This is a genomic window from Nocardioides zeicaulis (assembly GCF_042432345.1).
In the GTDB taxonomy this organism is placed as follows: Bacteria; Actinomycetota; Actinomycetes; order Propionibacteriales; family Nocardioidaceae; genus Nocardioides; species Nocardioides zeicaulis.
Genome location: NZ_JBHLXH010000005.1, coordinates 29079 through 54748, shown reverse-complemented (window position 1 = coordinate 54748; position 25670 = coordinate 29079). Strand labels below are relative to the sequence as shown.

Here is a 25670-nt window from a genome sequence, read left to right as displayed (position 1 = left end):
GGCCCTCGTCGAAGGATGCGGGTGGTGGAGCGGGTGGCGTCAGCCGGTCTGCCGGGCAGCGCGGCGGGCGGCGAGCTCGTCACCGGCGACCGGGCCGGCCGGCTCGGCGGCGGCACGCTCGCTGGGCAGCTCGGCGAGCGTGCCCTCGATCTCGCGCCACACGCCACCGATGGCGATGCCGAAGACGCCCTGGCCACCCTGGAGGAGGTCGATGACCTCGTCGTTGCTGGTGCACTCGTAGACCGAGGCGCCGTCGCTCATCAAGGTGACGCGGGTGAGGTCGTCGGTGCCGCGCTCGCGCAGGTGGGCGGTCGCCGTGCGGATCTGCTGCAGCGAGATGCCGGCGTCGAGGAGCCGCTTGACGACCTTGAGGATCAGGATGTCGCGGAAGGAGTAGAGGCGCTGCGAGCCGGAGCCGGCGGCCCCGCGCACGCTCGGCTCGACAAGGCCGGTGCGGGCCCAGTAGTCGAGCTGGCGGTACGTGATGCCGGCGGCGTTGCAGGCCGTGGGGCCGCGGTAGCCGGTGTCGCTGGGCAGCGGCGACACGTCGTCGTCGAAGAGCAGGCCCTGCTCCTGGGCGAGCTCGGCCGCCTCGGCGGCAGCCTTCGCACCGGCGACGTCCGCGCCCTGTTCGTTCTCGTTGCTACCCACTGCGACCCTCCAGGTCCGATCCTTCGCGTGCAGCAACTCCTGGGGGAAGGGTCCGGGGTGATCGGCGTCAGGCTGACCACACCGGTGGAGTTACAACGAAGACAGTTCACGGTAAGCCCGCGGATGAGGCTTGTCCATCCACGGGGCGGCGTGTCGCAACCCTCAACCTCAACTTGAGGGTGAGGGTACGGCGACGTGGGTCAGGGCGCCTCGAAGTCGTCGGGCGAGACGTGGTCGAGGAACTCGCGGAACCGCTCGACCTCGTCCTCCTGCTCGGCCGGCACGGCGAGACCGGCCTCGTCGAGCACCGACTCCGCGCACACGATCCGCGACCCGGTGCGCAGCGCCAGGGCGATCGAGTCGGACGGGCGGGCACCGACCTCGGCGCCGCCGTCGAAGGCGAGCTGGGCGTAGAAGATGCCGTCCTGCATGTCGACGATGCGCACCTCGTCGAGGCGCTGGCCGGTCGCGGCGAGCACGTCGCGCATCAGGTCGTGCGTGAGGGGACGCGGGGGCGTGACGCCCTGCTGGGCGAAGGCGATGGCCGTCGCCTCCACGGCCCCGATCCAGATCGGGAGGTAGCGCTCGCCCGTCACCTCGCGCAGCAGCACGATGGGCTGGTTCGAGGGCATCTCGACCCGGACTCCGACGACGTCCATTTCCCGCATGCGACCACCCTACTCACCGCACCCGAGCGCGCCGCCACCCGTCGGGGCGACGGGCGGGAGGGTCGTCAGCCGCGGTCGAGCCCGACCTTGACCAGCGTCGCGTGCAGCCGCACCGAGAGGGCGGCGATCTCGGAGGTGGCGTCCTCGGCGCGCCCGCGCGCGGCGGCGTCGCGGCCGCGCGCCATCGGTGCGACGACCTGCTGGACCAGGCCGACCTCGCGGTCCGCGGCGGTCTTGAACGCCCGGAGGTGCCGCGGCTCGAACCCGTAGTCGGCCAGCTCGCGCGCGGTCTGCGCGACGACCAGGGCGTCGCTGTCGAAGTGACCGGTGCCGGTGCGGGCGCTGAGGAGCCCGTACTGCTCGAGCTGGTCGAGCAGCTCCTCGGTGATGTCGGCGACCTTGAGCAGCTCGCGGCGCGAGAGACGCAGGTCGCTGGTGCGGCGGAACGACTCCGGGCTCGGCAGGCCGTCGGCGGCCAGCGCGACCTTCGGCACGGTCGGCACGACCGACTCGATCGGCGGCGGCTCGAGGCCGCGGTCGATCGCGTCGAGGTGGTCGCCGATCACCTTGAGCGGGAGGTAGTGGTCGCGCTGCATCAGCAGGATGTAGCGCAGCCGCGCCACGTCCTCGCCCGAGAACTTCCGGTAGCCCGCGGCGGTGCGCTCCGGCTTCACCAGCCCCTTGTCCTCCAGGAACCGGATCTTGGGGATCGTCACGCCCGGGAAGTCGGGGCGCAGCTGGTCGAGCACCTGCCCGATGTTGAAGCGAGCGCCGCGGCCCGGGCTCGCGGACGTCGAGGCCCCCACGGATCAGCTGTCCGGGTGGGAGGAGAAGAAGACCAGTCGGTACTTCCCGATCTGGACCTCGTCGCCGTCGTTGAGCTCCACCGAGTCGATGCGGTCGCGGTTGACGTAGGTGCCGTTGAGGCTGCCGACGTCGCTGACGGTGTAGCCGGAGCCGGCGCGGCGGAACTCCGCGTGCCGGCGCGACACCGTGACGTCGTCGAGGAAGATCTCGCTGTCGGGGTGCCGGCCGGCGCCCACGACGTCGACGTCGAGGAGAAAACGGCTGCCCGCGCTCGGACCGCGCTGCACCACCAGGAGGGCGTGGCCCTCCGGCAGCGCGTCGACGGCGGCGGCGTCGACCGGGCTCAGCTGCCGGTCGGACGACTCGCGCTGGTCCGGCACCCCGAACGTGATGGTCGCAGTGGTCTCGACCGGGCTCGGCCCGGCGTCCTCCCCGGCGACCAGCTTGGTGCCGCACTGGGCACAGAAGCGGGCGTCGTCGGGGTTCTGCTTGCCACAGGCGGTGCAGAACGGCATGGAGTACTCCTCGGCGGATCGACCCCCAACCCTCAGCCGAGAGTTGAGGTTGACGGTTGTCCCGAACCTACCAGTCGACAGGTCGGGGTGTCGGCCGGATCAGCCCTCGAGGCCGGCCTGGTAGGCACCGGCGTCGAGGAGGCCCTCGACCTCGGAGGCGTCGGCGACCGAGACCTCGAACAGCCAGCCCGCCTCGTAGGGGTCGCTGTTGACCAGCTCGGGGGTCGTGTCGAGCGCCGCGTTGGTGGCCACGACCTCGCCGGTGACGGGTGCGTAGATGTCGCTGACCGACTTGGTCGACTCCAGCTCGCCGCACGTCTCCCCGGCGGTGACGGCGTCGCCGACCTGCGGCAGGGAGACGTAGACGATGTCGCCGAGGGCGTCCTGGGCGAAGTCGGTGATGCCCACCCGGACCGAGCCCTCGGCGTCACCGGGGGTGCGGACCCACTCGTGCTCGGTGGTGTACTTCAGGTTCTCCGGATACACGTGGTCTCCTCGGGGGGACATCGGCGGGACATCGGTGGGGACGTGGGTGGGAGGCTACTGGCCCGGGCCCGGCTCCGCATACCCGGGTCGGGCGGCCGCACGGACACTGTTGATGTCGACGGAGTCGAGCTCCTCGATCTGGACCGTGGCACCGTCGAGGGTCTGCAACGTCTCCACCGGGCCGGTCGAGAACGTGAGGGCGGTCCTGAGGACGTGGGAGTCGCCGATCACGTCGATGACGTAGGGCGGCTCGAGGAGCTGGTCGTCGAGCTCGATCCCGCCGACGGCGTTCTGGAAGGAGCTGTCGGCGCCGAGCCGGATGGTGTCGTTGAACTCCATCGCCTCCGCACCGGCCGTGCGGAGCTCCTGGACGGTGTCGAGCAGCGAGCCGACGCTGACCCGGCTGGTGGACTCGGTGATGGTGATGCGCAGTCCCGGCCCGGAGACCGGCACCAGGCCGGCGATGATGTTGAGCGTGCGGACCCGCTGCTCGGCCTCGTCGAGCGCCGCCGAGCGGGCCTGGTTCTCGTCCTGGAGCTCGTCGCGACGCGACTCGAGCCGGTCGACCTCGCGGCGGGCGCGCTCGGCGGTGCCGGTCAGGCCGTCGAGGACCTGGATCAGCTCGCCCTCGCGGACGCCGGCGTAGGTGTCGTTGGCCTTGGTGTCGCGCACCTGCACGACGAAGGCGAAGCCGAGCACCGCGAGCAGCACCGCGACGACGAGCTGGCGGCGCGAGGGACGCGCGGACAGCCCGCGCGGGCGCGGTCGCTCGGGTGGCTCCTCAGGCATGGAACAGGTGCCTCCGGATGGCGGCGACGTTGGAGAAGATCCGGATGCCGAGCACGACCACCACACCGGTGGTCAGCTGGGCACCGACGCCGAGCTGGTCGCCGAGGTAGACGATCGCGGCCGCGATGACCACGTTGCTGACGAAGGAGACGACGAAGACCTTGTCGTCGAAGATGCCGTCGAGGTAGGCCCGCAGGCCACCGAAGACGGCGTCGAGCGCGGCCACCACGGCGATCGGCAGGTAGTTCTGCAGCGCGAGCGGCACGTCGGGTGCGAAGACGAGCCCGGCGATGATGCCGATCAGCAGGCCGAGAGCGGCGATCATGGGGCGTTCCCCCCTCCTCCAGGTGTGCCGTCGGGGTCGGCGTTGTCCTCGATCACATCACGCAGCGGCCGCTCGGGCGCAGCCGGCAGCCTCATGTCGTCGACATTCTCCGGCTCGTAGACGAATCCGAGGCCGTTGACCAGCGCGAACCACTCCTGCCCCTCCGACGTGCGCAGCAGGTCGGCCTGCAGCGTCCTCGGGTCGCCGATGGCGTCGACGACGTAGGGGGCGTTGACCGGGCGGCCGTTGACGTGGATGGCCCGGCTCGTGTTGCGGATGCCGCCCAGGGCGTTGATCCGCTGGTCGTTGATCGCGATGGCCTCGGCCCCGGCCTCGAAGAGGCCGTCGACGAGGATCGCGAGGTCCTCGTCGCGGATCTCGCTGTTGACGTCGACACCGGGCTTGTTGTCCACGGTGATCCGCACGCCGGGTCCGTGGACGACCGAGAACCCGGTCAGCAGCTCCGCGCGGCTGACCCGGCCGTCGATGTCGTCGAGCTGGTCCTGGAGGCGCGCGCTCGACGTGGTGGCGGCGGCGTTGGACCGGGTCAGGTCGGCCACCTTCTCCTGCAGCCCCGCGAGCTGGTCGTGGCGGGTGTCGATCTGGTCGATCAGCGCCGCGCGGCTCAGCTCGGTGACCGCCGCCTCGCGGTCGGTCTGCGCCGCCACCACGGCCGCCATGACGCCGAGCAGGGCGATCGCCCCGAGGCTCGTCCAGTGCGGTCGCCTGCGGTCCGGGGCCTGCTCCCCGGTCGCCGCGCGCTGCCGCGCGACGTGGGCGTAGTCCTCGTCCATGGAGCGGGCGGTGATGAGGGTGAGCAGCGGCGTGGTGACGTGGGCCGGCAGGTCCGGGCGGGCACCCGCCTTCCCGGCCGTCACGGTCGGCTCAGCCATGGTCGGCGGCCGGCGACGTGCGCCGGGGTGTGTCGCGCAGGAGCGTGCGCACCTGCCAGGCGTAGAGCACGCCCGCCCACCAGTAGAGGCCGATGCCCCACCACGCGAACGCCCAGCCGAAGTTGCGGGCGAGGGTGGCGACCACGCCGTCGCCCTCGCCGAGCAGGAGCAGCGGGAAGGCGTAGAGCAGGTTGAAGGTGGCGGCCTTGCCGAGGAAGTGCACCGGCAGCGCGGAGAAGCCGCGGGTGCGCAGGATCGGCACCAGCCCCCACAGGCACAGGTCGCGCAGCGGGAGCGCCAGCGCGACCCACCACGGGATGATGTCGCGCAGGAACAGCCCGACGACGACGGCGAGGATGTAGAGCCGGTCGGCGACGGGGTCGAGGATCTCGCCGAGCTGGGAGAACTGGCCCAGGCGCCGGGCGAGCCAGCCGTCGAGGAAGTCGGTGAACCCCGCGACCATCAGCACCGCGAGCGCGACGGCGTCCTGCTCGGGTCCGAGCACCAGCCACAGGAAGAGGGGGACGCCGGCCAGCCGCACCAGACTGATGACGTTCGGCACGGTCCAGATGCGGGTGGCTTCCTCGGACACGGCCCCGACCCTATCCAGCGCTCATCCCGCGTCGGCGGTGGACACGTCGTGGTGGTGCGCGGCGTCGCGGATCTCGCCGACGAGCTCCTCCAGGACGTCCTCGAGCGTCACCAGCCCGATCACGCGTCCGTCGCGCTCGACGACGCGCGCCATGTGGGCGCCCTTGACCTGCAGGCTCTCCAGCGCGTCGTGCAGCAGGTCGTCGGGGTGCACCGAGGCGAACGGGCGCACCCACTTGTCCTCCACGACCCGCGAGCGCTTGTCGTCGTCGGTCTCCAGGACGTCCTTGATGTGGAGGTAGCCCTGCAGCGAGCCGTCGGGCGAGGCGACCGGGAAGCGGCTGTAGCCCGTCGTGGCGCACAGCTGCTCGACGTCGGCCACGGTGGAGCCCGGCGCGACGGTGGCCAGCGTCTCGGGGGTCATCACGATCGAGGCCACCGACTTCTCGGTGAACCCGAGGGCGCCGGCGAGGCGGTCGTACTCCTCCGCCTCGATCATCCCCTCGCCGCGGGACTCCTCGACGAGCGCGGCGACCTCCTCGCGGGTGTAGCTCGAGCTCACCTCGTCCTTGGGCTCGATGCGCAGCAGCCGCAGGACGCCGTTGGCGACCATGTTCATCACCGCGATCACCGGGCGGAGCACCGTGACGACGGCCAGCATCGGCGGGCTCAGCACGAGCGCTGCGCGGTCGGGGCCCGCGAGGGCGATGTTCTTGGGCACCATCTCACCGAGCACGACGTGGAGGTAGACCACGATCGACATCGCGACGACGAACGACACCGGGTGGAGGAGGTCGTCGGGGAGGTGCAGCTGGTGGAAGACCGGCTCGAGGAGGTGGGCGACGGCGGGCTCGCCGATCGCACCGAGACCGAGCGAGCACACCGTGATGCCGAGCTGGGCGCCGGCCATGACGAGGGAGACGTGCTCCATCGCCCAGAGCGTGGTGCGCGCGGCCCGCGAGCCCTCCTGGGCCAGCGGCTCGACCTGGCTGCGCCGCGCCGACAGCAGCGCGAACTCTGCGCCCACGAAGAAGGCGTTGAGCGCCAGGAGCACGACGGCGAGCAGGACGCCGAACAGGTCGCCGTTCATGCCGGGCTCCCCTCGGTCGAGGCGGCCAGCACGCGCAGCTCGAGGCGGTCGATGCGCAGGCCGTCCATCCGCTCGACGGTGAGGGTGACCAGCCGCTCGCGCGGCTCGTGGGGGTCGGTGCGGTCGGGAACGGCCACCTCGACGCGGTCGCCCGGCGCCGGGATCTTGCCGAGCTCGCGCATCACCAGGCCGGCGACGGTGTCGTAGTCCTCGTGGTCGGGCAGCTCGACCTCGGTCGCGTCCTCCACCTCGTCGGGACGCAGCAGGCCGCTGAGCGTCCAGCTGCCGTCGCGACGCTGGCGGATCCGCGCGCCGAGTCGGTCGTGCTCGTCGGAGATGTCGCCGACGATCTCCTCCACGACGTCCTCGAGGGTGACGATGCCGGCGTGGCCGCCGTACTCGTCGAGGACGATCGCCATCTGGAAGCCGTCCTGGCGCAGCAGCGCGAGCAGCGGGTCGAGGCGCAGGCTGTCGGGCACGACGACCGGCTTGACCATCACGTGCTTGATGCGGGTGGTGGCCCGCTCGTGGACCGGAACGGCCACGGCGTGCTTGACGTGCACCGTGCCGACGACGGTGTCCTCCGCGTCGAGCACCGGGAACCGGGAGTGGCCGGTGTGGCGGGCCAGCTCGATGACCGCCGACACGCGGTCGCCGTCCTCGACGGTCGTGGTGCGCACCCGCGGGGTCATGATCTCGCCCGCCGTGCGGGTGCCGAACTCGACCGAGCGCTCGACGAGCTCCGCGGTCTCGGCGTCCAGGGTGCCCTGGTCGGCCGAGCGCTGCACGAGGGAGGCGAGCTCCTGGGAGCTGCGGGCCGAGCGCAGCTCCTCCTGCGGCTCGATGCCGAGGCGTCGCACGATCGCGTTGGCCGAGCCGTTGAGCGCCCGGATCGGGCCCTTGGTCAGCGCGGTGAAGGCGCGCATGAAGCCCTGGGTCGTCCGGGCGGTCTCCAGCGGCCGGGCGATGGCGATGTTCTTGGGCACCATCTCGCCGAAGATCATCGTCAGCACGGTGCCGAGCGCCAGGCCGAGGCCGAGCGACAGCGGGGTCACCACGCCCTCCGGCATCCCGAGCGAGGTGAGCGGCCCGTCGATGAGGTCGGAGATCGCCGGCTCGGCGAGGAAGCCGATGGCCAGGTTGGTCACCGTGATGCCGACCTGGGCTCCCGAGAGCTGGGTCGACAGCGACCGGAGCGCGATCTGGACGCCGCGGGCGCCCTCGTCACCGTCGGCGGCAGCGCGGTCGACGGTGGCACGGTCGACGGTCACGAAGGAGAACTCCGCGGCCACGAACAGCCCGCACGCGGCGACCAGCGCCAGCGAGACGAGCAGCAGCACGACGGGGGTCACGACACGCTCCCGGTGGACGGGGCGGTCGTGCGGGGACTTTGACTCTCCATGGCGGGTGCTGGGGGTCCTCGTTCTCGGTGTCAGGAGGGCGCCAGACTACCGGCTGGCACGGGGTTGTCCCCAGTCGACGTGTCGCCTTGGGAACGGGCCCGCAGGCGTCCTACCCTTGCGCCGACGTACGGAGATGACTTCGGGGCTGCGCTTCGGGGGCGAGACACCAAGGGCCCTCGGGCTCGGGCGAGGACCAGGTAGATGCGAGCGTGGGCGCAGTCGATCACGGCTGCACTGCTGGTGGTGCTCGTGGCGACCCTCGCGACGGTCTCCCTGACCGACGGCTCGGGCGACGGGCCCGACTCCGTGACCATGGTGCAGGGCACCCGCTCCCCCGCGGTCCGCTCCTCCGACCGCCCCAACATCGTCTTCGTCCTCACCGACGACATGCGCGACGACGACCTGGCCGCGATGCCGATCACGCGACGGCTGATCGCCGACCAGGGCATGGAGTTCACCGACGCCATCTCGCCGCACCCGCTGTGCTGCCCGGCGCGCGCCGAGCTGTCCACGGGCCAGTACGCGCAGAACAACGGGGTGCAGCACAACCGCGGGGTGCACGGCGGGTTCCAGGCGCTCGACCCGACCGAGGAGGCCAGCACCTGGTTCCGCGACGCCGGCTACCGCACCGGCTTCGTCGGCAAGTTCCTCAACGGCTACGGCCCCCACGACGTGCGCCCGTCGGGGTGGACGCGCTGGGACGCCCTGACCCGCGGCGTCTACGACTACACCGACTTCTCCATGACCGGCGACGGCGACCCGGTGCGCTACACCGACAGCTACATCACCTCGGTGGTCGAGGACCGCGCCAACGCCGACGTCCGCGACTTCGCCCGCAGCGGTGACCCGTTCGTGGTCTACGCCTGGCACCTCGCGCCGCACTACCGGATCACGCCCGAGGGCGGGCGCAGCCTCCCGCCCCCGATGCCGCAGGACCGCGGCCTCTACCGCGACGCGCGGCCCACGTCGTTCGACGCCCCGTCGTTCAACGAGGCCGACGTCTCCGACCAGCCCCCCTACCTCCGCAACCTCCCCCTCGCCGACACCGGCGAGGTGCAGGCGGAGAACTCGGCCCGCCTCGAGGCGCTGCAGGCCGTGGACCGGGCGGTCGGGTCGCTGGTGCGCACCCTCGACGAGGAGGGCGTGCTCGACGACACCTACATCGTCTTCTCCTCCGACAACGGCTACTCCCTCGGCGAGCACCGCTACGTCGGCAAGGACGTGCTCACCGACGAGGCGATGCAGGTGCCGCTGCTGGTGCGCGGCCCCGGCATCGCCCCCGGCAGCACCTCCGACCTCCCGGTGACCCTCGTCGACGTCCCCGCGACGCTCGCGGCACTCGCCGGCGTCTCACCCCAGTGGCAGGTCGACGGCGCGTCGCTCGAGCCGACCCTCCACGGCCGCACGCAGCCCTTCCGCGACACCACCCTCGTCCAGACCGGTCGCACCCTGGGAGACGGCTGGTCCCACCGCGGGGTCCGCACCGACCGCTACCTCTACGGCACCGACGGCGTCGGCGGGTTCCTCTACGACCACGCCACCGACCCCGACGAGATGGTCAACCTCATCGACGACCCGCGCTACGCCGCGGTGCGCGACGCGCTGGAGCTGCGCCGCAGCGAGCTCGTCGACTGCGCCGGGTGGACCTGCAACCAGGCCTTCGGGCCGGTCCCCGACACGCTCCCCACCGACCCGCTCCTCGAGCGGCGTCGCGGCGGCGCGCAGCGACCGCCCTCCTGAGCCCCGTGGACGAGGTCCTCCACCAGGTGCTGCCGGTCGCGGTCTTCCTGGTCGCGATCACCGTGACGGCCGAGGTCGCCCAGCTCGCCGGTGTCTTCGACGTGGCTGCGCACGGCCTCGCCCGCCGCGCCCGTCACCGCGTCGTGCTGCTGTGGCTGCTCTTCGCGCTCCTCGCGGTCGGGTGCACGATCGTGCTGAGCCTCGACACCACGGCGGTCCTGCTCACCCCGGTCGGGCTCGCCGTCGCGCGGCAGACCGGCATCGCGCCGATGCCGTTCGCGCTCACGACGCTCTGGATCGCCAACACCGGCTCGCTCCTGCTGCCGGTCTCGAACCTCACGAACCTGCTCGCGGTCCACCGGTTCGAGGAGCTCGGGGCCTCGCACGGCGACTACGTCCGCACCGCCGCCCTGCCGGCCGTGACCGCGATCGTGGCCACCCTCGTCCTGGTCGCGTGCCTCCAGCGTCGCGCGCTGCGCGGGACGTACGACGTCGAACCCCCGCCGGAGCCCCACGACCGGGTCCTGCTGGTCGTGGGCGCCGTCGTGTGCCTGGCCATCGGCCCGCTCTTCGCGGCCGGTCTCGAGCCGGCAGCCGTGGCGCTGTGCTCCGCGGCGGTGCTGCTGGCGGTGGCGCTGTGGCGCGCGCCCGCGCTGGTGCGCGAGGTGCGCCCGCCGTGGCTGATGGCCGGCGTGTTCGTGCTCGTCTCGGCACTGCTGCGCCTCGCACAGGCCGAGGGCCTGCTCGACTGGGTCGCCTCCCTCGTCGGCGCGGGCACCGGTCCCCTCGACCTGCTGCACGTCTCCGGGTCGGCGGCGCTGACGGCCAACGTGGTCAACAACCTGCCCGCCTACCTCGTCGTCGAGCCCGCCACCGCCGACGACGTGCGCCGCCTGGTGGCCACCCTGGTCGGCGTCAACGCCGGCGCGCTGGTGACGCCGTGGGCGTCGCTCGCCACGCTGCTGTGGCTGCAGCGGTGCCGCTCGGCGGGGCTGGAGGTGCCGCTGCTGCGCCTGGCCGGCTGGGGCCTGCTGTGCGCCACCGTGTGCGTCACCGCCGCCACCCTCGCGATCCGCTGAGGGCCCGCACCCCGATACTGGGCCGGGTGACCACCTCGCCTGCCGTCCCGTCCCTCGTCACGCGCGACGACGTGCTCGAGGCCCGCGAGCGCATCGCCGGCCGGGTCCGGCACACGCCGCTCCTCGCCCCGCTCGGCGACGACCGGGTGTGGCTCAAGCTGGAGCACCTCCAGCTGTGCGGGGTGTTCAAGACCCGCGGCGCGTTCAACCGCCAGCTGGCCGCGCTCGAGCGCGGTGAGCTCGGCGACGCGGGGGTCGTGGTCGCCTCGGGCGGCAACGCCGGCCTGGCGCAGGCCCACGTCGCGCGCCGGCTCGGCGTGCGCGCCACGGTCTTCGTCCCGCAGGCGGCACCCGCGGTGAAGGTCGCGCGGATCGAGGCCGAGGGGGCCGAGGTGCGGCGCGTGGGCCGGGAGTACGCCGAGGCCTGGGCGGCCGCCGTCGAGCACGCCGCCGCCACGGGGGCGACCTTCGCGCACGCCTACGACCAGCCCGCCGTCGTCGCCGGCGCGGGCACGCTGGCCGAGGAGGTCCTCGACGACGAGCCGGGCATCGACACGCTCGTGGTCGCCGTGGGCGGTGGTGGGCTCTACGCCGGGGTCGCGGCCGCGGCGCGGGGCAGGGCACGGGTCGTGGCGGTCGAGCCGGTCACCATCCCCACGCTGCACCGCGCCATCGCGGCGGGCCACCCGGTCGACGTCGAGGTCTCGGGGGTCGCCGCGGACTCCCTCGGTGCGCGCCGCGCGGGCGACCTCGCCCACGCCGCGGCCGTGGCCGAGGCCCCGGTGTCGGTGTTGGTGGACGACGACGCCATCGTGGCCGCGCGCGCCCACCTGTGGCGCGAGCACCGCGTCGCCTCCGAGCACGGCGCCGCGACCGCGTGGGCGGCGCTGCTGTCGGGCGCCTACGTGCCCGCGCCCGGTGAGCGGGTCGCCGTCGTCGTCTGCGGCGCCAACACCGACCCCGCGACGCTGTAGGTCAGGGCCGCTCCCCCGTCGCCCCGGCGGGGTCCGAGCCTTGCGGGGCCCGGCTCAGGACTGGGGCGTGGGCAGCTGGTCCGGCGCCTGGAGGTCCGCGCCGGGGTCCGCGAGCGCGGCGGCGACGTACTGCATCAGGACCTGCAGGCTGAAGGGCTTGGCGATGAAGCCGGTCGCACCGGCCTCGTTGGCGCGGGCGCGGGTGGCCTCGTCGGTGTAGGCGGTGACCACCAGGATCGGGATCTCGGCCAGGTGCGGGACGGCGCGCATGCGGGCGCACAGCTCGCCGCCGTCCATCACGGGCATGCTCCAGTCGAGGAGCGCCAGGTCGACGTGGCCCTTGGTGGCGTAGGCCAGGGCCGCGCGCGGACTGTCGAAGGTCCGCGCCACGTGGCCCGCCCTCTGGACGCACATCGCGACCAGCTCACGGATGTCGTCCTCGTCGTCGACGACCAACACCTCTGCCATGTCACCCCGATATCGCTCGGTCTTGTGGTTGTGCAGCCCCGCACGTCCTGGGACCCCTGAGAACACCGCTGACACTAGGTGACCGGGGAGGCGCGTGTGGGCGGTTCGGCACAAACGAGGCGCACGTCGCACGGATCGGCCCGATCGGACTAGTGCGGACGGGTCCCGCGGGTGGTCCCGATGGCCCGCCCGACGACCGCGGCGGGATACCGGAGAGGATGCGGTCGTGAGCGTCTCCCCCGCCCGTACGTCGTCCCGGGCGCCGTTGCGTGCGGCCCCGACACAGCCCTCGCAGGTGGCGTGGCGCCAGCGCAGCCGGCTGGTCCGGTGGTGGCGCCTGTGGCGGACCCGCTCACCGCGCAGCTTCACCGAGAAGGTGCGCTACAAGATGCTGCGCGACCACCGGCCGCTGATGGTCACCTTCGTCGACAAGGTCGCCGTCCGCGACCACGTGGCGGCCCTCGTCGGGCCGGACGTGCTCCCCCGCGTGCTCCACGTGCTCGACGACCCTGCCGACCTCGCGCGCGTCGAGCTGCCCGCGGCCTACGTCGTCAAGCCGAGCCACGGCAGCGGCGTGGCCGTCGTCGTCTCCTCGACCGCGCCCGACGACGCGTGCCTCCCACCGGCCGAGCACGGGTGGGTCTACAGCCACGTGCGTCCCGAGCACGTGCCCGTGGACCACCTCGTGGCGATGGCGCGGAGGTGGGTCGCCCAGCTCTACGGCCGCGGACCCAACCACGAGTGGGCCTACGGGCACGTCCCCCGGCGGGTGCTCGTCGAGGAGTTCCTCGGCGGAGCCGACGGCTCCGTGCCGGACGACCACAAGTTCTTCGTCTTCCACGGGACCTGCCACTACGTCCAGGTGGACCGCGGCCGTTTCGACGACCGCACCCAGGACTTCTTCACCCCCGACTGGACGCACGTGCCCCTCAGCGGCGGCCACCCGTGGGCGTCCCCGCCCCCTCCCCGCCCCGAGCGGCTCGACGAGATGCTCGCCCTGGCCGAGCGGCTCGGCCAGGGCACCGACTTCGTGCGGGTCGACCTGTACGCCGTCGACGGCCGCATCGTCTTCGGCGAGCTGTCGAGCTTCCCCGCCGGCGGCGACAGCCCGTTCGAGCCCGCGTCCTTCGACGAGGTGTTCGGCAGCCACTGGACGCCGCCCCGCCGCTACCGGTGATGCGCGTCGACGCCTGCGTCCACGTCATCAATCGGGGGTAGCTCGGGGTCGCGGCACACGGGAGGACCGCGCCCGGCGCCTACCGTCGAGCCATGCCGATGACGGTCGAGACCAGCGCATCGCCGCGCGTGCCGGCGGTCCGTCACCCGGTGCCGCCCACCCCGCAGCCAGCGGTCCGGATCCTCCACCTCGAGGTCCACCCGGTCGTGCAGGACGTGCGCCTGCAGGCGCTGGTCCGTGAGGCGGCCGCACGCTACGAGGGGCACGGCACGCACCTGCTCGGCGACGTTCCGAGACCGGGCCCCACGGCACAGGCGGCGGCTCCCGGCACGGCCGACGGATGGACGGTGGTCGGCCGCTGGCTGGCGTTCGTCGCCGTGGTCACCCTCCTGGCCGTCGCGCTCGCGCTGGTGGGCCACACCCGCTGATCCCGGAATCCGGCGTGTCCGGGAGCGATCACGGGGCGCCGGTGCTAGACCGGGTCCATGCGACTCCCGGAATCCACGCTGACGGGTCTGGACACCGGCCGCCAGGAGCGCGGGGCGCTCTGGGTCCGCAGGACGGGGCTCTGCGCGCTGCTCGCACTCGTCCTGGCGGGGGTGACCGGGCTGCTGGGCGTGCGCACCGGCACGAGCACGGCGAGCGGGAACGGCTACGACCTCAGCGTCACGTACGCCTCCGTGGCCCGCGCCGGCCTCGACGTCCCGTGGCAGGTGACCGTCACCCACCCCGGCGGCTTCGGCAAGGAGGTCGTCCTGGCGGTGACCGGCGACTACTTCGACATCTACGAGACCCAGGGGTTCACCCCGGACCCGTCGTCCGGCGTCCGCGACGCCGACACGCTCTACCTCACGTTCGACGCACCCGACGGCGACGTCCTGCGGGTCTCCTACGACGCCTACATCCAGCCGTCGGCCCAGGTCGGCCGCGAGGCCACCGTCTCCGTGGTGGACGCCGACCTGCGTCCGCTCGCGTCGGTCGACATCGACACCCATCTGGTCCCCTGAGGAGGTCGCACGGTGGAGATCGTCATCCGGGCCCTGGTCCTGTTCGCCTTCCTGTGGTTCGTGACCCGGGCCGTGGGTCGCTCGACACTGGGTGAGCTGAGCACCTTCGAGCTGCTGCTCTACGTCACCATGGGCGACCTGATCCAGCAGGGCGTCACGCAGCAGGACTACTCGGTCACCGCGGCGGTCCTCGCGGTCGGCACGTTCGCGCTGCTCACCGTCGCCCTGTCGTGGGTCCAGTGGCGCTTCCCCCGGTCCCGCCCCGTGCTGACCGGTCGCCCGCTGCTGGTGGTGAAGGGCGGCCAGGTCCTCGAGGACGCGATGAAGACCCAGCGGCTGGCGGAGGCCGACCTCCTCGTCGCCGCCCGCGAGCAGGGCATCCGCCGGACCTCCGACATCGAGTACGCCGTGCTGGAGGCCGACGGCCGGCTCTCCTTCTTCACCTACGACGACGACGCCACCGAGGGCGCCCCGGAGAAGCCGCCGGTGGGCTAGGTCCGTCCTCACCCGGGCTGCATGACGGCGCGCCTCCCGGGGCACCTCTGCGCATGGCGGACGGTGTACCGGCCCACGTGCCGGGCGGCGACTACTCGGTGGGCGTCGAGGAGGAGCTGATGCTCGTCGACGAGCGCACCGAGCTCCTGGGCGATCGGGGCGCCGAGCTGGTCGCGGCCCTCTCCGGACCGAGCGGCTCGGGTGTCGTCACGGGCGAGATCTACCTCGACCAGGTGGAGCTGAACACCCCGGTCTGCCGCACGGCCGAGGAGGTGTGGCGCTCGCTGCGCGACCTCCGGGGCGCCGTGCGTGAGAGGGGCGCACACCTGCTCGCGTCAGCGGTCCACCCGACGGCACCCGTGGGCGTGGCCCACGTCGCCGCGTCGCCGCGCTACTCCGCCATCGTGGAGGAGTACGCCGGGCTGCTCCGCACCCCGACGGCGTCGTTGCAGGTGCACGTCGGCCTGCCCGACGAGGACGCGACCATCCTGGCCTACCGCGGCCTGCGCAACCGGCTGCCGCTCCTGCGCGCCCTCGCGGCGGGATCGCCGTACTGGCACGGCCTCGACTCGGGGCAGGCGTCTGCCCGGGCGGCCCTCATCCGGTCCTACCCGCGCACGACGATGCCGCCGTTGCTCCGCTCCTGGGAGGACTACGTCGCTCGCACGGAGGCGCTGCTGCGCGCTGCCGAGGCCGCCGACCACACCTACGTGTGGTGGGAGATGCGTCCCCGTCCGCTCCTGGGGACGCTGGAGGTCAGGGTGATGGACGCCGTCCCGTCGCTGTCGGTCGTCGCCGCGCTGACCGCCCTCGTGCAGGGGATCGCGCTGCGCGCGGTCACGTCCCCGGACGCGTACGACCTCAGCGACGACGTGCTCGCCGTCAACGACCACCGCGCGGCCCGGTACGGCCTCGACACGCGGGTCGTCGACGTCGACCAGGAGCTGCGCCCGCTGCGCGAGGTCGCCGCGCGGGTGGTCGCGGAGGCGGGCGAGGTGGTGCCCGGCGGGCCCGCGGCGCTGGAGGGCCTGGACCCGGTGGTGGCCGGACCCACCGAGGCCGACCGTCAGCGTCACGTCGTCGCGGCCGGTGGCTTCCCCACGCTCCTCGCCGACCTCGCCGCCCGCACCGCGGACCTCGACGGCTGATCGCGTGTACGCCGACCACCTGCTGCAGCCGTGGTACGACCGGCTGCTGGACGACCTGCCGGCCCTCGAGCCCCTCGACGTGCACACCCACGTGGGCCAGCGGGACCCGAGCGGCATCACCGCGAGCGTCGAGGAGCTGCTCGGTGCCCTCGGCGCGGCACGGGCCCGGGCGCTGGTCTTCCCCCTCTCCGAGCCCGACGGATACCGGGCGGCCAACCGGGCATGCCTGGAGGCGGCGCTCACCAGCGAGGGCCGACTGACGGCCCTGGTGCGGGTCGTGCCCGACGAGTCCGACGCCGTGGAGGGGTTGCTCGACCGGGGCGCGGCGGGGCTGAAGCTGCACCTGTCCGGTGACGGCGTCGACCTCGACGACCCCCGCCTGGCGCCGGTGTGGGCCCTCGCCGACGAACGACGGCTGCCCGTCGTCGTGCACGCCGGTCCCGAGGTCGGCGTCCTGGCCGACCGGGTCCTGGCCGCCAGCGCCCGGTGGCCCGGTGCTCGCCTGGTGCTGGCCCACTGCGGCCTCGCCGCGCTCGGCCGGCTCCACCGCCACGTGCCGGACCACCCCAACCTGTTCTTCGACACCTCGTGGTGGACCCCCGCCCACCTCCTCGGCCTGTTCCGGCTGGTGCCGCCCGGCCGGGTCCTCGCCGCCAGCGACCTGCCGTACAGCACCCCGGTCTCCCACCTGATGGCCACGGCTCGCTGCGCGTGGCAGGCGGGCCTCGGCCGGGAGCAGGTGGCCTCGGTCCTGGGCGGGCAGGCGGCCCGCCTGGTCGCCGGGCTCGACGCGACCGACCTCGGGCCGCCCCCGACCGAGGAGGTGCGGCGGCCGGGGCCGTTCCTGGAGATGGCGTCCTCGAACCTGCTCGCCGCGCTCGAGGCCGTGCAGCGCGGCCTCGAGCCCGGGGTTCCGCTCGACGTGGCCCGGCACGCGTGCGACGTGCCCGACGACGACCCCGACGCCGCCGTGCTGGCGTCGGTGCGGACACTGCTCGACGCGTACGAGGAGCACCGGTCCCGCCTTCCACGTCGCAACGGCTTCGGTCCGGGCTGGGACCTCCTCGCCGCTGCGGCAGTGGTCGCCCGGACGCCGGCAGCCCCGCTCCCCCGACTCGGGTGACGCGAGGATCGCGACCTGCCGCCGGGGGCACCCACGGGGGTGTGGCTGCCCCCGGCGACGAGGCGTAGACCGGGACCGAGTCGACCTCGGAGGCCCCCATGGCACTGCGCACCCTCATCGCCCCGACCACCCTCGGCCTGGTCGTGACGGCCCTGGCGCCGGCACTGCCCGCGCCCGGTGCGGACGCGGACCGCGCGGCACCACCTCGCGGCGCGAGGAGCACGTGGACCGAGGCCGACAAGGCCGGGTTCGGGACCGCCCGCACCCGGGGCAGCAACGTGTGGTTCACCCTCCAGGACGGGCGCGTCAGCGAGGTGTTCTACCCCGACCTGTCGACGCCCAGCACCCGCGTGCTCGAGCTGGTGGTCACCGACGGTCGCACCTTCACCGACCGTGCCTCCGACGACATGGAGGTCGTCACCACGCGACCCGACGAGCGCAGCCTGCGGTTCCGGCAGGTGGCGACGGCGACGTCGGGCCGCTACAGGCTGACCCAGGACGTCGTCACCGACCCCCACCGCGACGCACTGGTGGTCCGGGTGCGGCTGGAGTCGCTCGACGGTGGCCGATACCAGCTCTACGCCGTGCACGACCCCGCCCTCGCCAACTCCGGCATGGACGACTCGGGCCGCGCCCCGGGTCGCGCGCTGGTGGCCACGGACGGCTCCGAGCGCGTCGCGTCGGCGCTGGTCTCGCGTCCGCGCTTCGACCGGACCAGCACCGCGCTGCTCGGGGACGGCGACGGGTGGAGCGACCTCGAGGCCGACCACCGGCTCTCCCGCCGCCACCGGGCCGCCGGGCCGGGCAACGTCGTCCAGGCCGGACGGGTCGCGGGCGTGACCGGGCTCCCGGGCGACCAGCGCGCCACGCTGACGCTCGGCTTCGGCGCTGACGCGCGCGGTGCCGTGCGCGTCGCGACGGCGACCTCACGGACCAGCAGCCGGGCGGTGGCCGCTCGCTACGACCGCGGCTGGCACCGCTACCTGAGGAGCCTGAGGCGGGTGCCCGCGAGCGCGGCAGGCGTCCGGCGGGAGTACCTCGCCTCGGCCCTGGTGCTCGCCGCCGCCGAGGACAAGCTGAACCCCGGGGCGCTCGTGGCGTCCCCCTCCGCGCCGTGGGTCTGGGGCGACGAGGTGAAGGACCTCTCGTCGCCGTCGGGGGCCTACCACCTGGTGTGGTCGCGCGACGCCTACCAGTTCGGCACCGCGCTCTGGGCGATGGGCGACCGCGCCGCGGCCCGGCGGACGGTGGACTGGCTCTTCGGCGTCCAGCAGCTGCCCGACGGCTCCTTCCCGCAGAACTCCGACGTCGAGGGCACCCCGGTCTGGTCCGAGCTCCAGCTCGACGAGGTCGCCCTCCCGATCGTGCTGGCGCGGCTCGTCGGCCGCGACGGTCCGCGCACCTACCGGGGGGTGAAGAAGGCGGCCGACTTCCTGGCCGGCTTCCGCGACGAGGAGACCGGGCGCCGGGCGCCGTACTCACCGCAGGAACGGTGGGAGAACCAGTCCGGCTACGCCCCGCACTCGATCGCAGCGCAGGTCGCCGGCCTGGTCTGCGCGGCCGACCTCGCGCGGAGGAACGGCGACCGTGCGTCCGCACGCCGCTGGCTGCGGCTCGCCGACCGCTGGCAGTCGAACGTCGAGCGCTGGACCGTGACCACGACGGGTCCGCTCAGCGACGACCCCTACTTCCTCCGTCTCACCAAGGACGGGCGACCCGACGCCGGGACCGAGTACGGCATCGGCGACGGTGGTCCGTCGGCGGTCGACCAACGGCGCGTGGTCGACCCCAGCTTCCTCGACCTGGTCCGGCTCGGCCTGCTGCCCGCCGACGACCCCGCCGTCCTCACCACCCTCCCGGTCGTCGACCAGGACCTGCGCGTGGACACGCCCAACGGTCCGTTCTGGCACCGCTTCTCCTTCGACGGCTACGGCGAGACCCGCACCGGCGGGCAGTGGGAGATCACCGAGGAGGACACCGGCACGACCCTCGGCCGCGGCTGGCCCCTGCTCACCGGCGAGCGTGGCGAGTACGCCGTCGCGGCCGGCCAGGACGCGACGTCCTACCTCGCGACCATGGCGGCGGCCGCCGGTGCCGGCGACATGATCTCCGAGCAGGTCTGGGACGGGCGTGCGCCGACCGGCGAGGCCTGCTGCCCCGCAGGGAAGGGCACGCGCGCTGCGACGCCGCTGACCTGGTCGCACGCCGGGCTGGTGCGCCTGGCGTGGACGATCCAGCGTGGCTCGCCCGTCGACCAGCAGGACGTGGTCGCGCGGCGCTACCTGCCGTGACGCACGGCTGAGGGCGGAGTCCAGGACTGACGCGGCCCGGCGTCCACGGACTGCGTGCTACGGGCGGGCGCCCAGCTCTCGACGCAGCGCGGAGGTCAGCTCCTTCACGTCCTCGGTCCAGCAGTCGTCGACCAGTCGTTGTCGGACGAGGAGGACCCCGATCACGGTGAACGCCACCGCGGCGATCACGGCGATCACGGTGGCGGGGTGGACGAACACGCCGGCGACCACGAGAGCGACGACGCCGAGCCAGCAGAGCAGCGGGAGGGCCACGAACACGTGGGTCGCGAAGACCTCGTTGCGGCTCTCCAGCACGGAGCCGCGGACCACGACCCCACGGGCGCCGGTGCTGCGGACGCGACCACGGAAGTAGGGCCCGGTGCGTAAGCGCCCACCACTCAGCACCCGCGCGTGGAGCTCGCCCCCAGGAGTGACCTCCGCCCGAAGTCGTCCGTACCTGTAGCTCCGGTGGTGCTCGCGACAGACGGACCGCAGCTGGTCGACGGAGGCGTTCGGGAAGTGGAGCTCCAGGGCCTGGCGGTGCCGGCGCAGTGCGTCCACGATGCTCATCGGGCCCCCTTCGTCGGTGACGCACCAGCACGGCGCTGGGCTCATGGACGACGAAGCCCCTGACCCGCAGGTCAGGGGCTTCGACTCGGTCGGGCTGACAGGATTTGAACCTGCGACCCCCTGACCCCCAGTCAGGTGCGCTACCAAGCTGCGCTACAGCCCGAGTGCTCCCGGCGCGAGCCCGGCGGAGCGTGGGGAACACTACCGCAGGAGCATCGCGGTCGCCGCATCGACCCGCACATGACCCGTCCGGGTCGTCGGGAGGCGTCCGGACGGGCCATTTGTCGCCGATCCGCGGACCTGGCCGGCAGCCCGTCCGACGATGGAGGACCGCTCCCGAAGGATCCCCCGTGCTGTCCGTCCCCCGCCCCGCGAGCCTCCTGCTCGTCGCCCTCCTCGCGACTGCCGGGCTCGCGCTCCCCTCTCCCCGCGCCGACGCGGCGCCCGAGGTCAGCGTGCGCCAGGACCCCCACCAGGCCGAGGTGCTGGCCCTGGCCCGCCAGGTCCGGGCGCGCCAGCGGAGCCTCGCCGCCCTCAACCGCCAGGCCGATGCCCGCGACCGGGCGCTCATGGGACGGCGGGCCGTCCTCGCGACCTACGGCTGGACCGGCGACCCCGAGCGGGTGACCGCGGTCCTGCCGCTGGCGTCCTACACGCTGTCGGCCGGCTTCGGCCTGACCGGTCCGCTCTGGGAGGCCGAGCACGGCGGTCAGGACTTCAGCGCACCCGCCGGCGAGCAGGTCGTCGCCGTCGCCGCGGGCACCGTCACGGACGTGGGTGACGCCGGGCCCTACGGCCTGCGGACCGTCGTCACGCTGCCGGACGGCACCGAGGTCTGGTACTGCCACCAGACGGACGCCGAGGTGGTGGCCGGGCAGGCCGTGGACGTCGCGGACCCGATCGGCACGGTCGGCTCCACCGGCAACACCACCGGGCCGCACCTCCACCTGGAGGTACGGCCCGACGGCGGGGCCCCGGTCGACCCGTACGACTGGCTGGTCGGGGCGGGACTCACGCCGTGAGCGCCGCGAACCCGATCAGCGCTTGCGCTTCTCGCGCGGCTTCTGCTCGATGACGATCGGCGTGCCGACGAACCCGAACTCCTCGCGCAGCCGACGCTCCACGAAGCGCTCGTAGGCGGCGTCGAGCTTGCCGCTGGTGAAGAGCACGAACGTCGGCGGCGCGACCGAGGGCTGCGTGGCGAACAGGATCTTCGGCTGCTTGCCGCTGCGCACCGGGTGCGGGTGCTCGGCGACGAGACGGCCGAGGAACGTGTTGAGGGCGCCGGTGCCGATGCGGGTCTCCCAGCCCTCGAGTGCCTTGTCGATCGCCGGCACGAGCCGGTCGACGTGCCAGCCGGTGCGCGCGGTGAAGTTGATCCGCGGGGCCCACTTCAGCTGCACGAGGTCGCGCTCGATCTCGCGCTCGAGGTAGTAGCGCCGTTCTTCGTCGACGAGGTCCCACTTGTTGAAGGCGATCACCATCGCGCGACCGGCGTCACGGATCGTCTGGATGATCCGCATGTCCTGCTCCGAGACGGTCTGGCTGGCGTCGAGCACCAGCACCGCCACCTCGGCGCGGTCGATCGCCGTCGTGGTGCGCAGCGACGCGTAGTACTCGTGGCCCGAGGCCTGGTTGACCCGCTTGCGGATGCCGGCGGTGTCGATGAACCGCCAGGTGCGGTCGCCGAGGGTGATCAGCTCGTCGACGGGGTCGACGGTCGTGCCGGACGCGTCGTCGACGACGACCCGGTCCTCCTTGGCGAGCATGTTGAGCAGCGACGACTTGCCGACGTTGGGCTTGCCGACGATCGCGATCCGGCGCGGGCCGCCGACCTCCTCGAAGGACTGCGCCGGCGTCTCGGGCAGCGCAGCCAGGACCGCGTCGAGCATGTCGCCCGAGCCGCGACCGTGCAGGGCCGACACCGGCCAGGGCTCGCCCAGGCCGAGGTTCCACAGGCCGTAGGCCTCAGCCTCGGTGCGCTGGTCGTCGACCTTGTTGGCGGCGAGCACCACGGGCTTGCCCGACGCCCGCAGGATCCGTACGACGGCCTCGTCGGCGTCGGTGATGCCGACCGTGGCGTCGACGACGAACAGCACGGCGTCGGCCAGCGAGACCGCGACCTCCGCCTGGCCGGCGATGCGCTCGGCCAGGCCGCGGGCGTCGGGGTCCCATCCGCCGGTGTCGACGACGGTGAAGGCGCGCCCGTTCCAGTCGGCGTCGTAGGAGACGCGGTCGCGGGTCACGCCCGGGCGGTCCTCCACGACGGCCTCGCGGCGGCCGATGATCCGGTTGACGAGGGTCGACTTGCCGACGTTGGGGCGGCCCACGACCGCGAGGACCGGGGTGGGCCCGGTGGACTCACCGGCGTCGGTCGGGTCGGCGGACTCGACGCTGGGGGCGTCGTACTCACTCATGCGTGATCACAGCTCTCTGGGGTGCTCGACGAGCCCGGTGTCGGGGTCGTCCTCGGATTGTCCCGCAGGAAGGGGCCCGGGCAAGGATCGCCGCGTCCGCGAGAGGGCGCCGTCCAGCTCGGACAGCATGTGTCCCCGGAGCAACACCGACGCTGCACCCACCTGTTCCCGGGTGCGGGGCCACGGCTGCTGTGCCGTGCGCCACGCCTGCCCGAAGACCAGGTCGAGGGCCTCGCCGCGTGGGGGGAGCGCGTTGGTGCCACCTCCGGGCGGACGGGTGCCGATCATCGTCACCGGCACCACAGGGGCGCCGGTGACCAGGGCGAGGTAGGCCGCGCCGTGGTGGAACCGCTCGAGGCGGCCCGCGCCGCGGGTGCCCTCGGGGAAGATGCCGACCACTCCCCCGTCGCGCAGGACCCGCAGGCAGCTGCGGATCGCCGCGGGGTCCGGGTGGAAGCGGTCCAGCGGGACCTGCCCGGCCGCGCGCAGGAAGGCGCCGAGCGGTCCGGCGAACATCTCCTGCTTGGTCAGCGCGTGCACCGGGCGCGGCGCGAGGACCGCGAGCAGCGGCCCGTCGATCACCCCGACGTGGTTGGCGGCCAGGATCACCCCTCCGTGCGTCGGCACCTGCTCCGTGCCGTGCACCCGGACCTGCCAGCGCCGCCGGACCAGCCACGCCGCCAGCGGCCGGAGGCCGCGCAGCACCCGGGTCGGCGGGTGCTCGGTGCTGCTCGCCGGGAGCTCGGCGCTCACGCGTCCTCGTGGGCGGCCTGCGAGGCCAGCCCCACGATGCGGTCGATCACCTCGTCGAGCGTGAGGTGCGTGCTGTCGACGTGGACGGCGCCGTCGGCCATCGTCAGCGGCGCGGTGGCGCGTCCGGAGTCGATCCGGTCGCGCTCGAGCAGCGACTGCTGGGTGGCGGCGACGTCGGCGCCGCCCTCCTCGGCCGCACGCCGCGCGGCGCGCGCGTCGGGGTCGGCGCTGAGGTAGACCTTCACCTCGGCCTGCGGCCACACGACCGAGCCGATGTCGCGACCCTCGACCACGATGCCGCCGGCGCCGATCACCTCGCGCTGCAGCTCCAGCAGCCGGCTGCGCACCGCCGGGACGGCGCTGACCGGGCTGACGGCGGCGTTGACCTCGTCGCTGCGGACCTCGACCGAGACGTCCGTGCCGTCGACGGTGATCGTCGGGGCGAGCGGGTCGGTGCCGGAGGCGATGCGCGGGCGGTCGGCGACCGCGGCCACCGCCGCGGCGTCGTGGACGTCGACGCCCTCGCGCAGCAGCCACCACGTGATCGCGCGGAACATCGCCCCGGTGTCGAGGTAGCGCAGGCCGAGGCGGGCGGCCACGCCGCGCGAGGTGCTCGACTTGCCGGATCCCGAGGTGCCGTCGACGGCGATGACGAGGGACCCGGGGACCGGTGCGGTGTCGGCGCTGCTCACGGGCGAGAAGGTTACCGGTGGGTGGTCCAGCCGCGGGATTCGAGAGCCGCCAGCAGGTGCTCGGCGCGGGACTCCTCCACGACCAGCTCGGTGAGGCCGACGGGACGGCCCGGGTCGTGGTCGATGTGCACGTCCTCGATGTTGACCCCCACCTCCCCGGCGTCGCCGAAGAGCCGCGCCAGCTCCCCCGGGTGGTCGGGCACGGAGACGAAGACCGAGCGGGTGGGACGCACCGGCCCGCCGTGCTTGCCGGGGATCGCCGCGGTGCCCGCGTTGCCGCGGGCCAGGATGGTGGTGAGGTCGGGCGAGCCGGGGCGGGCCACGGCGCCGATGAGCGCGTCGAGCTCGGCGCGGACCTCCCCCAGCACGTCGAGCACCGCCGGTGCGTTCGCGCCGAGGATCTCCAGCCACAGGGCGGGGTCGCTGGCCGCCACCCGCGTGACGTCGCGCACGCCCTGCCCCGAGAGCGCCAGGTGGGCGGGCGGGGCGTCGGCGAGGCGACCCGCGACGAGCACCGCGGCGAGGTGCGGCAGGTGCGACGTGCGGGCCACCGCGCGGTCGTGGTCGGCCGGTGCCAGCCGGGTGGGCACGGCACCGCACAGCAGCGCGAGCGCCTCGACGACGTCGGTGGCCTGCGGGGTGGAGGTCTCGTGGGGCGTGACGGCCCAGGGCCGCCCGTCGAAGAGCGCCGCCGTCGCGGCCAGCGGGCCGGACCGCTCGCTGCCCGCCATCGGGTGGCCGCCGACGTAGCGCTCGAGGTCGTCGTCGCCTCCGGCGCGCAGCGCCGTCAGAGGAGCCTCCTTCACGCTGCCCACGTCGGTGACGACCGCGTCGGGCCACGTGTCGAGCGCCGCACGGATGCTCGTGGCGAGGTGCTGGGGCGGGGTGGCCACGACGACCAGGCGCGGCAGGTCGCCCTCCGAGAGCGGCCGCCCGGCGCCGAGGCCGGACGCGGTGCGCAGGTGCTCCGGCGAGACGTCGTCGAGCAGCACCTCGACGCCGGCGCGCCGGCAGGCCAGGGCCACCGAGGTGCCGAGCAGGCCGGCGCCGACCACGAGGACGGGACCCGCCACCTGACCCTGAGCCTCCCCCGGACCGTCCGGGTCAGTCATGACTGGTGGTGCGGGTGAGGTCACGGCGCAGGTTCGCGGCACCGTGCAGGTAGACGTGGGTGACGTCCGCGCGCGGCAGCTCGGTCTCGACGTGGGCCATCAGCCGCACCACGCGCGGCATCGAGCCCTCGATCTCCAGCTCGCGGGCGCACACGAGCGGGACGTCGGAGAACCCGAGCTGGCGTGCCGCGTAGGCCGGGAACTCGCTGGTGAGGTCGCTGGTCGCGGTGAAGATGATGGAGATGAAGTCGTCGACCTCGAGGCCGTTGGCGCTCATCACGTCGGTCACCAGCTCCGCGACCCGGTCGAGCATGTGCTCGCGCGTGTCCTCGTCGAGCTGGGTGGCCCCTCGCACTGCCCGTACTGCCATGGCTGAACCCTAGGCCAGCGCCGGCGGCCGGGGCGG

At 73.6% G+C, this 25670-nt stretch carries 29 protein-coding genes and 1 tRNA gene; 11 read left to right on the top strand and 19 right to left on the bottom strand.

Going from position 1 to position 25670, the window contains the following annotated elements; translation table 11 throughout:
- Positions 1 to 39 precede the first annotated feature (39 nt).
- The 11 genes from ACFFJG_RS20615 to ACFFJG_RS20565 form a co-directional block, all read right to left on the bottom strand.
- Positions 40 to 651, bottom strand: coding sequence for a MerR family transcriptional regulator (locus tag ACFFJG_RS20615; RefSeq protein ID WP_378520678.1), 612 nt, complete (start codon positions 649 to 651; stop codon positions 40 to 42).
- A gap of 200 nt (positions 652 to 851) precedes the next feature.
- Positions 852 to 1319 carry a bifunctional nuclease family protein gene (locus ACFFJG_RS20610; protein ID WP_378520677.1) on the bottom strand — a complete coding sequence of 156 codons (468 nt, stop codon included), beginning with the start codon at positions 1317 to 1319 and terminating at the stop codon, positions 852 to 854.
- A gap of 65 nt (positions 1320 to 1384) precedes the next feature.
- The gene (ftsR, locus tag ACFFJG_RS20605; RefSeq protein WP_378520676.1) at positions 1385 to 2125 is read right to left on the bottom strand and encodes a transcriptional regulator FtsR; all 741 of its coding nucleotides are present in this window, start codon (positions 2123 to 2125) and stop codon (positions 1385 to 1387) included.
- 3 nt (positions 2126 to 2128) lie between these two features.
- Positions 2129 to 2641, bottom strand: a complete 513-nt coding sequence (locus ACFFJG_RS20600; protein ID WP_378520675.1) for a zinc-ribbon and FHA domain-containing protein — start codon at positions 2639 to 2641, stop codon at positions 2129 to 2131.
- Positions 2642 to 2740: 99 nt separating this feature from the next.
- Entirely contained in the window at positions 2741 to 3127 is a 387-nt protein-coding gene (gcvH, locus tag ACFFJG_RS20595) for a glycine cleavage system protein GcvH (protein ID WP_378520674.1), read from the bottom strand.
- A 54-nt stretch (positions 3128 to 3181) separates the two neighbouring features.
- Positions 3182 to 3916, bottom strand: coding sequence for a DUF881 domain-containing protein (locus ACFFJG_RS20590; RefSeq protein WP_378520673.1), 735 nt, complete (start codon positions 3914 to 3916; stop codon positions 3182 to 3184).
- Positions 3909 to 4241: a small basic family protein gene (locus ACFFJG_RS20585; RefSeq protein WP_121142896.1), complete on the bottom strand. Its 333-nt coding sequence runs from the start codon at positions 4239 to 4241 to the stop codon at positions 3909 to 3911. The genes ACFFJG_RS20590 and ACFFJG_RS20585 overlap by 8 nt, the downstream gene beginning before the upstream one ends.
- Positions 4238 to 5134 (bottom strand): DUF881 domain-containing protein, encoded by an 897-nt coding sequence (locus ACFFJG_RS20580; protein WP_378520672.1) that lies wholly within the window; start codon positions 5132 to 5134, stop codon positions 4238 to 4240. The genes ACFFJG_RS20585 and ACFFJG_RS20580 overlap by 4 nt, the downstream gene beginning before the upstream one ends.
- Positions 5127 to 5744, bottom strand: coding sequence for a cardiolipin synthase ClsA (gene clsA / locus ACFFJG_RS20575; RefSeq protein WP_378520687.1), 618 nt, complete (start codon positions 5742 to 5744; stop codon positions 5127 to 5129). Before clsA ends, ACFFJG_RS20580 begins: the two co-directional genes overlap by 8 nt.
- Before the next feature lie 3 nt (positions 5745 to 5747).
- Positions 5748 to 6815 carry a hemolysin family protein gene (locus tag ACFFJG_RS20570; RefSeq protein ID WP_378520671.1) on the bottom strand — a complete coding sequence of 356 codons (1068 nt, stop codon included), beginning with the start codon at positions 6813 to 6815 and terminating at the stop codon, positions 5748 to 5750.
- Complete coding sequence (locus tag ACFFJG_RS20565; RefSeq protein ID WP_378520670.1) at positions 6812 to 8167, bottom strand: hemolysin family protein; 1356 nt, start codon at positions 8165 to 8167, stop codon at positions 6812 to 6814. Before ACFFJG_RS20565 ends, ACFFJG_RS20570 begins: the two co-directional genes overlap by 4 nt.
- 252 nt (positions 8168 to 8419) lie before the next feature.
- Between ACFFJG_RS20565 and ACFFJG_RS20560 the strand changes: the two genes are divergently transcribed.
- From ACFFJG_RS20560 to ACFFJG_RS20550, 3 genes are read left to right on the top strand one after another with little or no spacing between them, the layout of a single operon-like run.
- Positions 8420 to 9958 (top strand): sulfatase family protein, encoded by a 1539-nt coding sequence (locus ACFFJG_RS20560; protein ID WP_378520669.1) that lies wholly within the window; start codon positions 8420 to 8422, stop codon positions 9956 to 9958.
- A gap of 5 nt (positions 9959 to 9963) precedes the next feature.
- Positions 9964 to 11037, top strand: coding sequence for an ArsB/NhaD family transporter (locus tag ACFFJG_RS20555; RefSeq protein ID WP_378520668.1), 1074 nt, complete (start codon positions 9964 to 9966; stop codon positions 11035 to 11037).
- 26 nt (positions 11038 to 11063) lie between these two features.
- Positions 11064 to 12011: a threonine/serine dehydratase gene (locus ACFFJG_RS20550; RefSeq protein WP_378520667.1), complete on the top strand. Its 948-nt coding sequence runs from the start codon at positions 11064 to 11066 to the stop codon at positions 12009 to 12011.
- Between the two features lie 54 nt (positions 12012 to 12065).
- On the opposite strand, the gene ACFFJG_RS20545 is transcribed toward ACFFJG_RS20550, so the two are convergent.
- Positions 12066 to 12479 carry a response regulator gene (locus tag ACFFJG_RS20545; protein ID WP_378520666.1) on the bottom strand — a complete coding sequence of 138 codons (414 nt, stop codon included), beginning with the start codon at positions 12477 to 12479 and terminating at the stop codon, positions 12066 to 12068.
- 226 nt (positions 12480 to 12705) lie between these two features.
- Here ACFFJG_RS20545 and ACFFJG_RS20540 point away from each other — a divergent pair, with 226 nt between their 5' ends.
- The 7 genes from ACFFJG_RS20540 to ACFFJG_RS20510 all read left to right on the top strand — a co-directional run bounded on the left by ACFFJG_RS20540 (position 12706) and on the right by ACFFJG_RS20510 (position 19720).
- Complete coding sequence (locus tag ACFFJG_RS20540; RefSeq protein ID WP_378520665.1) at positions 12706 to 13656, top strand: ATP-grasp fold amidoligase family protein; 951 nt, start codon at positions 12706 to 12708, stop codon at positions 13654 to 13656.
- Positions 13657 to 13748: 92 nt separating this feature from the next.
- Positions 13749 to 14084 (top strand): hypothetical protein, encoded by a 336-nt coding sequence (locus ACFFJG_RS20535; protein WP_378520664.1) that lies wholly within the window; start codon positions 13749 to 13751, stop codon positions 14082 to 14084.
- A 57-nt stretch (positions 14085 to 14141) separates the two neighbouring features.
- Complete coding sequence (locus ACFFJG_RS20530) at positions 14142 to 14663, top strand: hypothetical protein (protein WP_378520663.1); 522 nt, start codon at positions 14142 to 14144, stop codon at positions 14661 to 14663.
- 12 nt (positions 14664 to 14675) lie between these two features.
- Positions 14676 to 15158, top strand: coding sequence for a DUF421 domain-containing protein (locus ACFFJG_RS20525; RefSeq protein ID WP_378520662.1), 483 nt, complete (start codon positions 14676 to 14678; stop codon positions 15156 to 15158).
- Positions 15159 to 15211: 53 nt separating this feature from the next.
- Positions 15212 to 16306: a carboxylate-amine ligase gene (locus ACFFJG_RS20520; RefSeq protein ID WP_378520661.1), complete on the top strand. Its 1095-nt coding sequence runs from the start codon at positions 15212 to 15214 to the stop codon at positions 16304 to 16306.
- A 4-nt stretch (positions 16307 to 16310) separates the two neighbouring features.
- Positions 16311 to 17429, top strand: a complete 1119-nt coding sequence (locus ACFFJG_RS20515; RefSeq protein WP_378520660.1) for an amidohydrolase family protein — start codon at positions 16311 to 16313, stop codon at positions 17427 to 17429.
- 98 nt (positions 17430 to 17527) lie between these two features.
- Positions 17528 to 19720 carry a glycoside hydrolase family 15 protein gene (locus tag ACFFJG_RS20510; RefSeq protein ID WP_378520659.1) on the top strand — a complete coding sequence of 731 codons (2193 nt, stop codon included), beginning with the start codon at positions 17528 to 17530 and terminating at the stop codon, positions 19718 to 19720.
- 57 nt (positions 19721 to 19777) lie between these two features.
- Here ACFFJG_RS20510 and ACFFJG_RS20505 read toward each other — a convergent pair whose 3' ends face one another.
- On the bottom strand, positions 19778 to 20290 hold the full coding sequence (locus ACFFJG_RS20505; RefSeq protein ID WP_378520658.1) for a hypothetical protein: 513 nt from the start codon (positions 20288 to 20290) through the stop codon (positions 19778 to 19780).
- A gap of 89 nt (positions 20291 to 20379) precedes the next feature.
- Positions 20380 to 20453: transfer RNA gene (locus ACFFJG_RS20500), tRNA-Pro, on the bottom strand.
- A 187-nt stretch (positions 20454 to 20640) separates the two neighbouring features.
- Here ACFFJG_RS20500 and ACFFJG_RS20495 point away from each other — a divergent pair.
- Positions 20641 to 21312, top strand: a complete 672-nt coding sequence (locus tag ACFFJG_RS20495) for a M23 family metallopeptidase (RefSeq protein ID WP_378520657.1) — start codon at positions 20641 to 20643, stop codon at positions 21310 to 21312.
- Between the two features lie 15 nt (positions 21313 to 21327).
- Here the strand turns inward: ACFFJG_RS20495 and der are convergent, their stop codons facing one another.
- The 5 genes from der to aroH are packed head-to-tail and all read right to left on the bottom strand — an operon-like array spanning position 21328 to position 25634.
- The gene (gene der, locus ACFFJG_RS20490) at positions 21328 to 22707 is read right to left on the bottom strand and encodes a ribosome biogenesis GTPase Der (protein WP_378520656.1); all 1380 of its coding nucleotides are present in this window, start codon (positions 22705 to 22707) and stop codon (positions 21328 to 21330) included.
- Positions 22708 to 22713: 6 nt separating this feature from the next.
- Entirely contained in the window at positions 22714 to 23460 is a 747-nt protein-coding gene (locus tag ACFFJG_RS20485; RefSeq protein ID WP_378520655.1) for a lysophospholipid acyltransferase family protein, read from the bottom strand.
- Positions 23457 to 24152 (bottom strand): (d)CMP kinase, encoded by a 696-nt coding sequence (gene cmk, locus ACFFJG_RS20480; protein WP_378520654.1) that lies wholly within the window; start codon positions 24150 to 24152, stop codon positions 23457 to 23459. The genes ACFFJG_RS20485 and cmk overlap by 4 nt, the downstream gene beginning before the upstream one ends.
- Before the next feature lie 11 nt (positions 24153 to 24163).
- The gene (locus tag ACFFJG_RS20475) at positions 24164 to 25225 is read right to left on the bottom strand and encodes a prephenate dehydrogenase (RefSeq protein WP_378520653.1); all 1062 of its coding nucleotides are present in this window, start codon (positions 25223 to 25225) and stop codon (positions 24164 to 24166) included.
- Positions 25226 to 25256: 31 nt separating this feature from the next.
- Positions 25257 to 25634 carry a chorismate mutase gene (gene aroH, locus ACFFJG_RS20470; RefSeq protein ID WP_378520652.1) on the bottom strand — a complete coding sequence of 126 codons (378 nt, stop codon included), beginning with the start codon at positions 25632 to 25634 and terminating at the stop codon, positions 25257 to 25259.
- Positions 25635 to 25670: the final 36 nt, after the last annotated feature.

What these genes read in the sequence shown, in the direction of transcription:
- ACFFJG_RS20610 (WP_378520677.1), bottom strand. Translation starts at nt 1,319, where the DNA reads ATGCGGGAAATGGACGTCGTCGGAGTCCGGGTCGAGATGCCCTCGAAC.
- ACFFJG_RS20600 (WP_378520675.1), bottom strand. Translation starts at nt 2,641, where the DNA reads ATGCCGTTCTGCACCGCCTGTGGCAAGCAGAACCCCGACGACGCCCGC.
- ACFFJG_RS20590 (WP_378520673.1), bottom strand. Translation starts at nt 3,916, where the DNA reads ATGCCTGAGGAGCCACCCGAGCGACCGCGCCCGCGCGGGCTGTCCGCG.
- ACFFJG_RS20585 (WP_121142896.1), bottom strand. Translation starts at nt 4,241, where the DNA reads ATGATCGCCGCTCTCGGCCTGCTGATCGGCATCATCGCCGGGCTCGTC.
- ACFFJG_RS20580 (WP_378520672.1), bottom strand. Translation starts at nt 5,134, where the DNA reads ATGGCTGAGCCGACCGTGACGGCCGGGAAGGCGGGTGCCCGCCCGGAC.
- ACFFJG_RS20570 (WP_378520671.1), bottom strand. Translation starts at nt 6,815, where the DNA reads ATGAACGGCGACCTGTTCGGCGTCCTGCTCGCCGTCGTGCTCCTGGCG.
- ACFFJG_RS20560 (WP_378520669.1), top strand. Translation starts at nt 8,420, where the DNA reads ATGCGAGCGTGGGCGCAGTCGATCACGGCTGCACTGCTGGTGGTGCTC.
- ACFFJG_RS20545 (WP_378520666.1), bottom strand. Translation starts at nt 12,479, where the DNA reads ATGGCAGAGGTGTTGGTCGTCGACGACGAGGACGACATCCGTGAGCTG.
- ACFFJG_RS20535 (WP_378520664.1), top strand. Translation starts at nt 13,749, where the DNA reads ATGCCGATGACGGTCGAGACCAGCGCATCGCCGCGCGTGCCGGCGGTC.
- ACFFJG_RS20530 (WP_378520663.1), top strand. Translation starts at nt 14,142, where the DNA reads ATGCGACTCCCGGAATCCACGCTGACGGGTCTGGACACCGGCCGCCAG.
- ACFFJG_RS20520 (WP_378520661.1), top strand. Translation starts at nt 15,212, where the DNA reads ATGGCGGACGGTGTACCGGCCCACGTGCCGGGCGGCGACTACTCGGTG.
- ACFFJG_RS20510 (WP_378520659.1), top strand. Translation starts at nt 17,528, where the DNA reads ATGGCACTGCGCACCCTCATCGCCCCGACCACCCTCGGCCTGGTCGTG.
- ACFFJG_RS20505 (WP_378520658.1), bottom strand. Translation starts at nt 20,290, where the DNA reads ATGAGCATCGTGGACGCACTGCGCCGGCACCGCCAGGCCCTGGAGCTC.
- der (WP_378520656.1), bottom strand. Translation starts at nt 22,707, where the DNA reads ATGAGTGAGTACGACGCCCCCAGCGTCGAGTCCGCCGACCCGACCGAC.
- aroH (WP_378520652.1), bottom strand. Translation starts at nt 25,634, where the DNA reads ATGGCAGTACGGGCAGTGCGAGGGGCCACCCAGCTCGACGAGGACACG.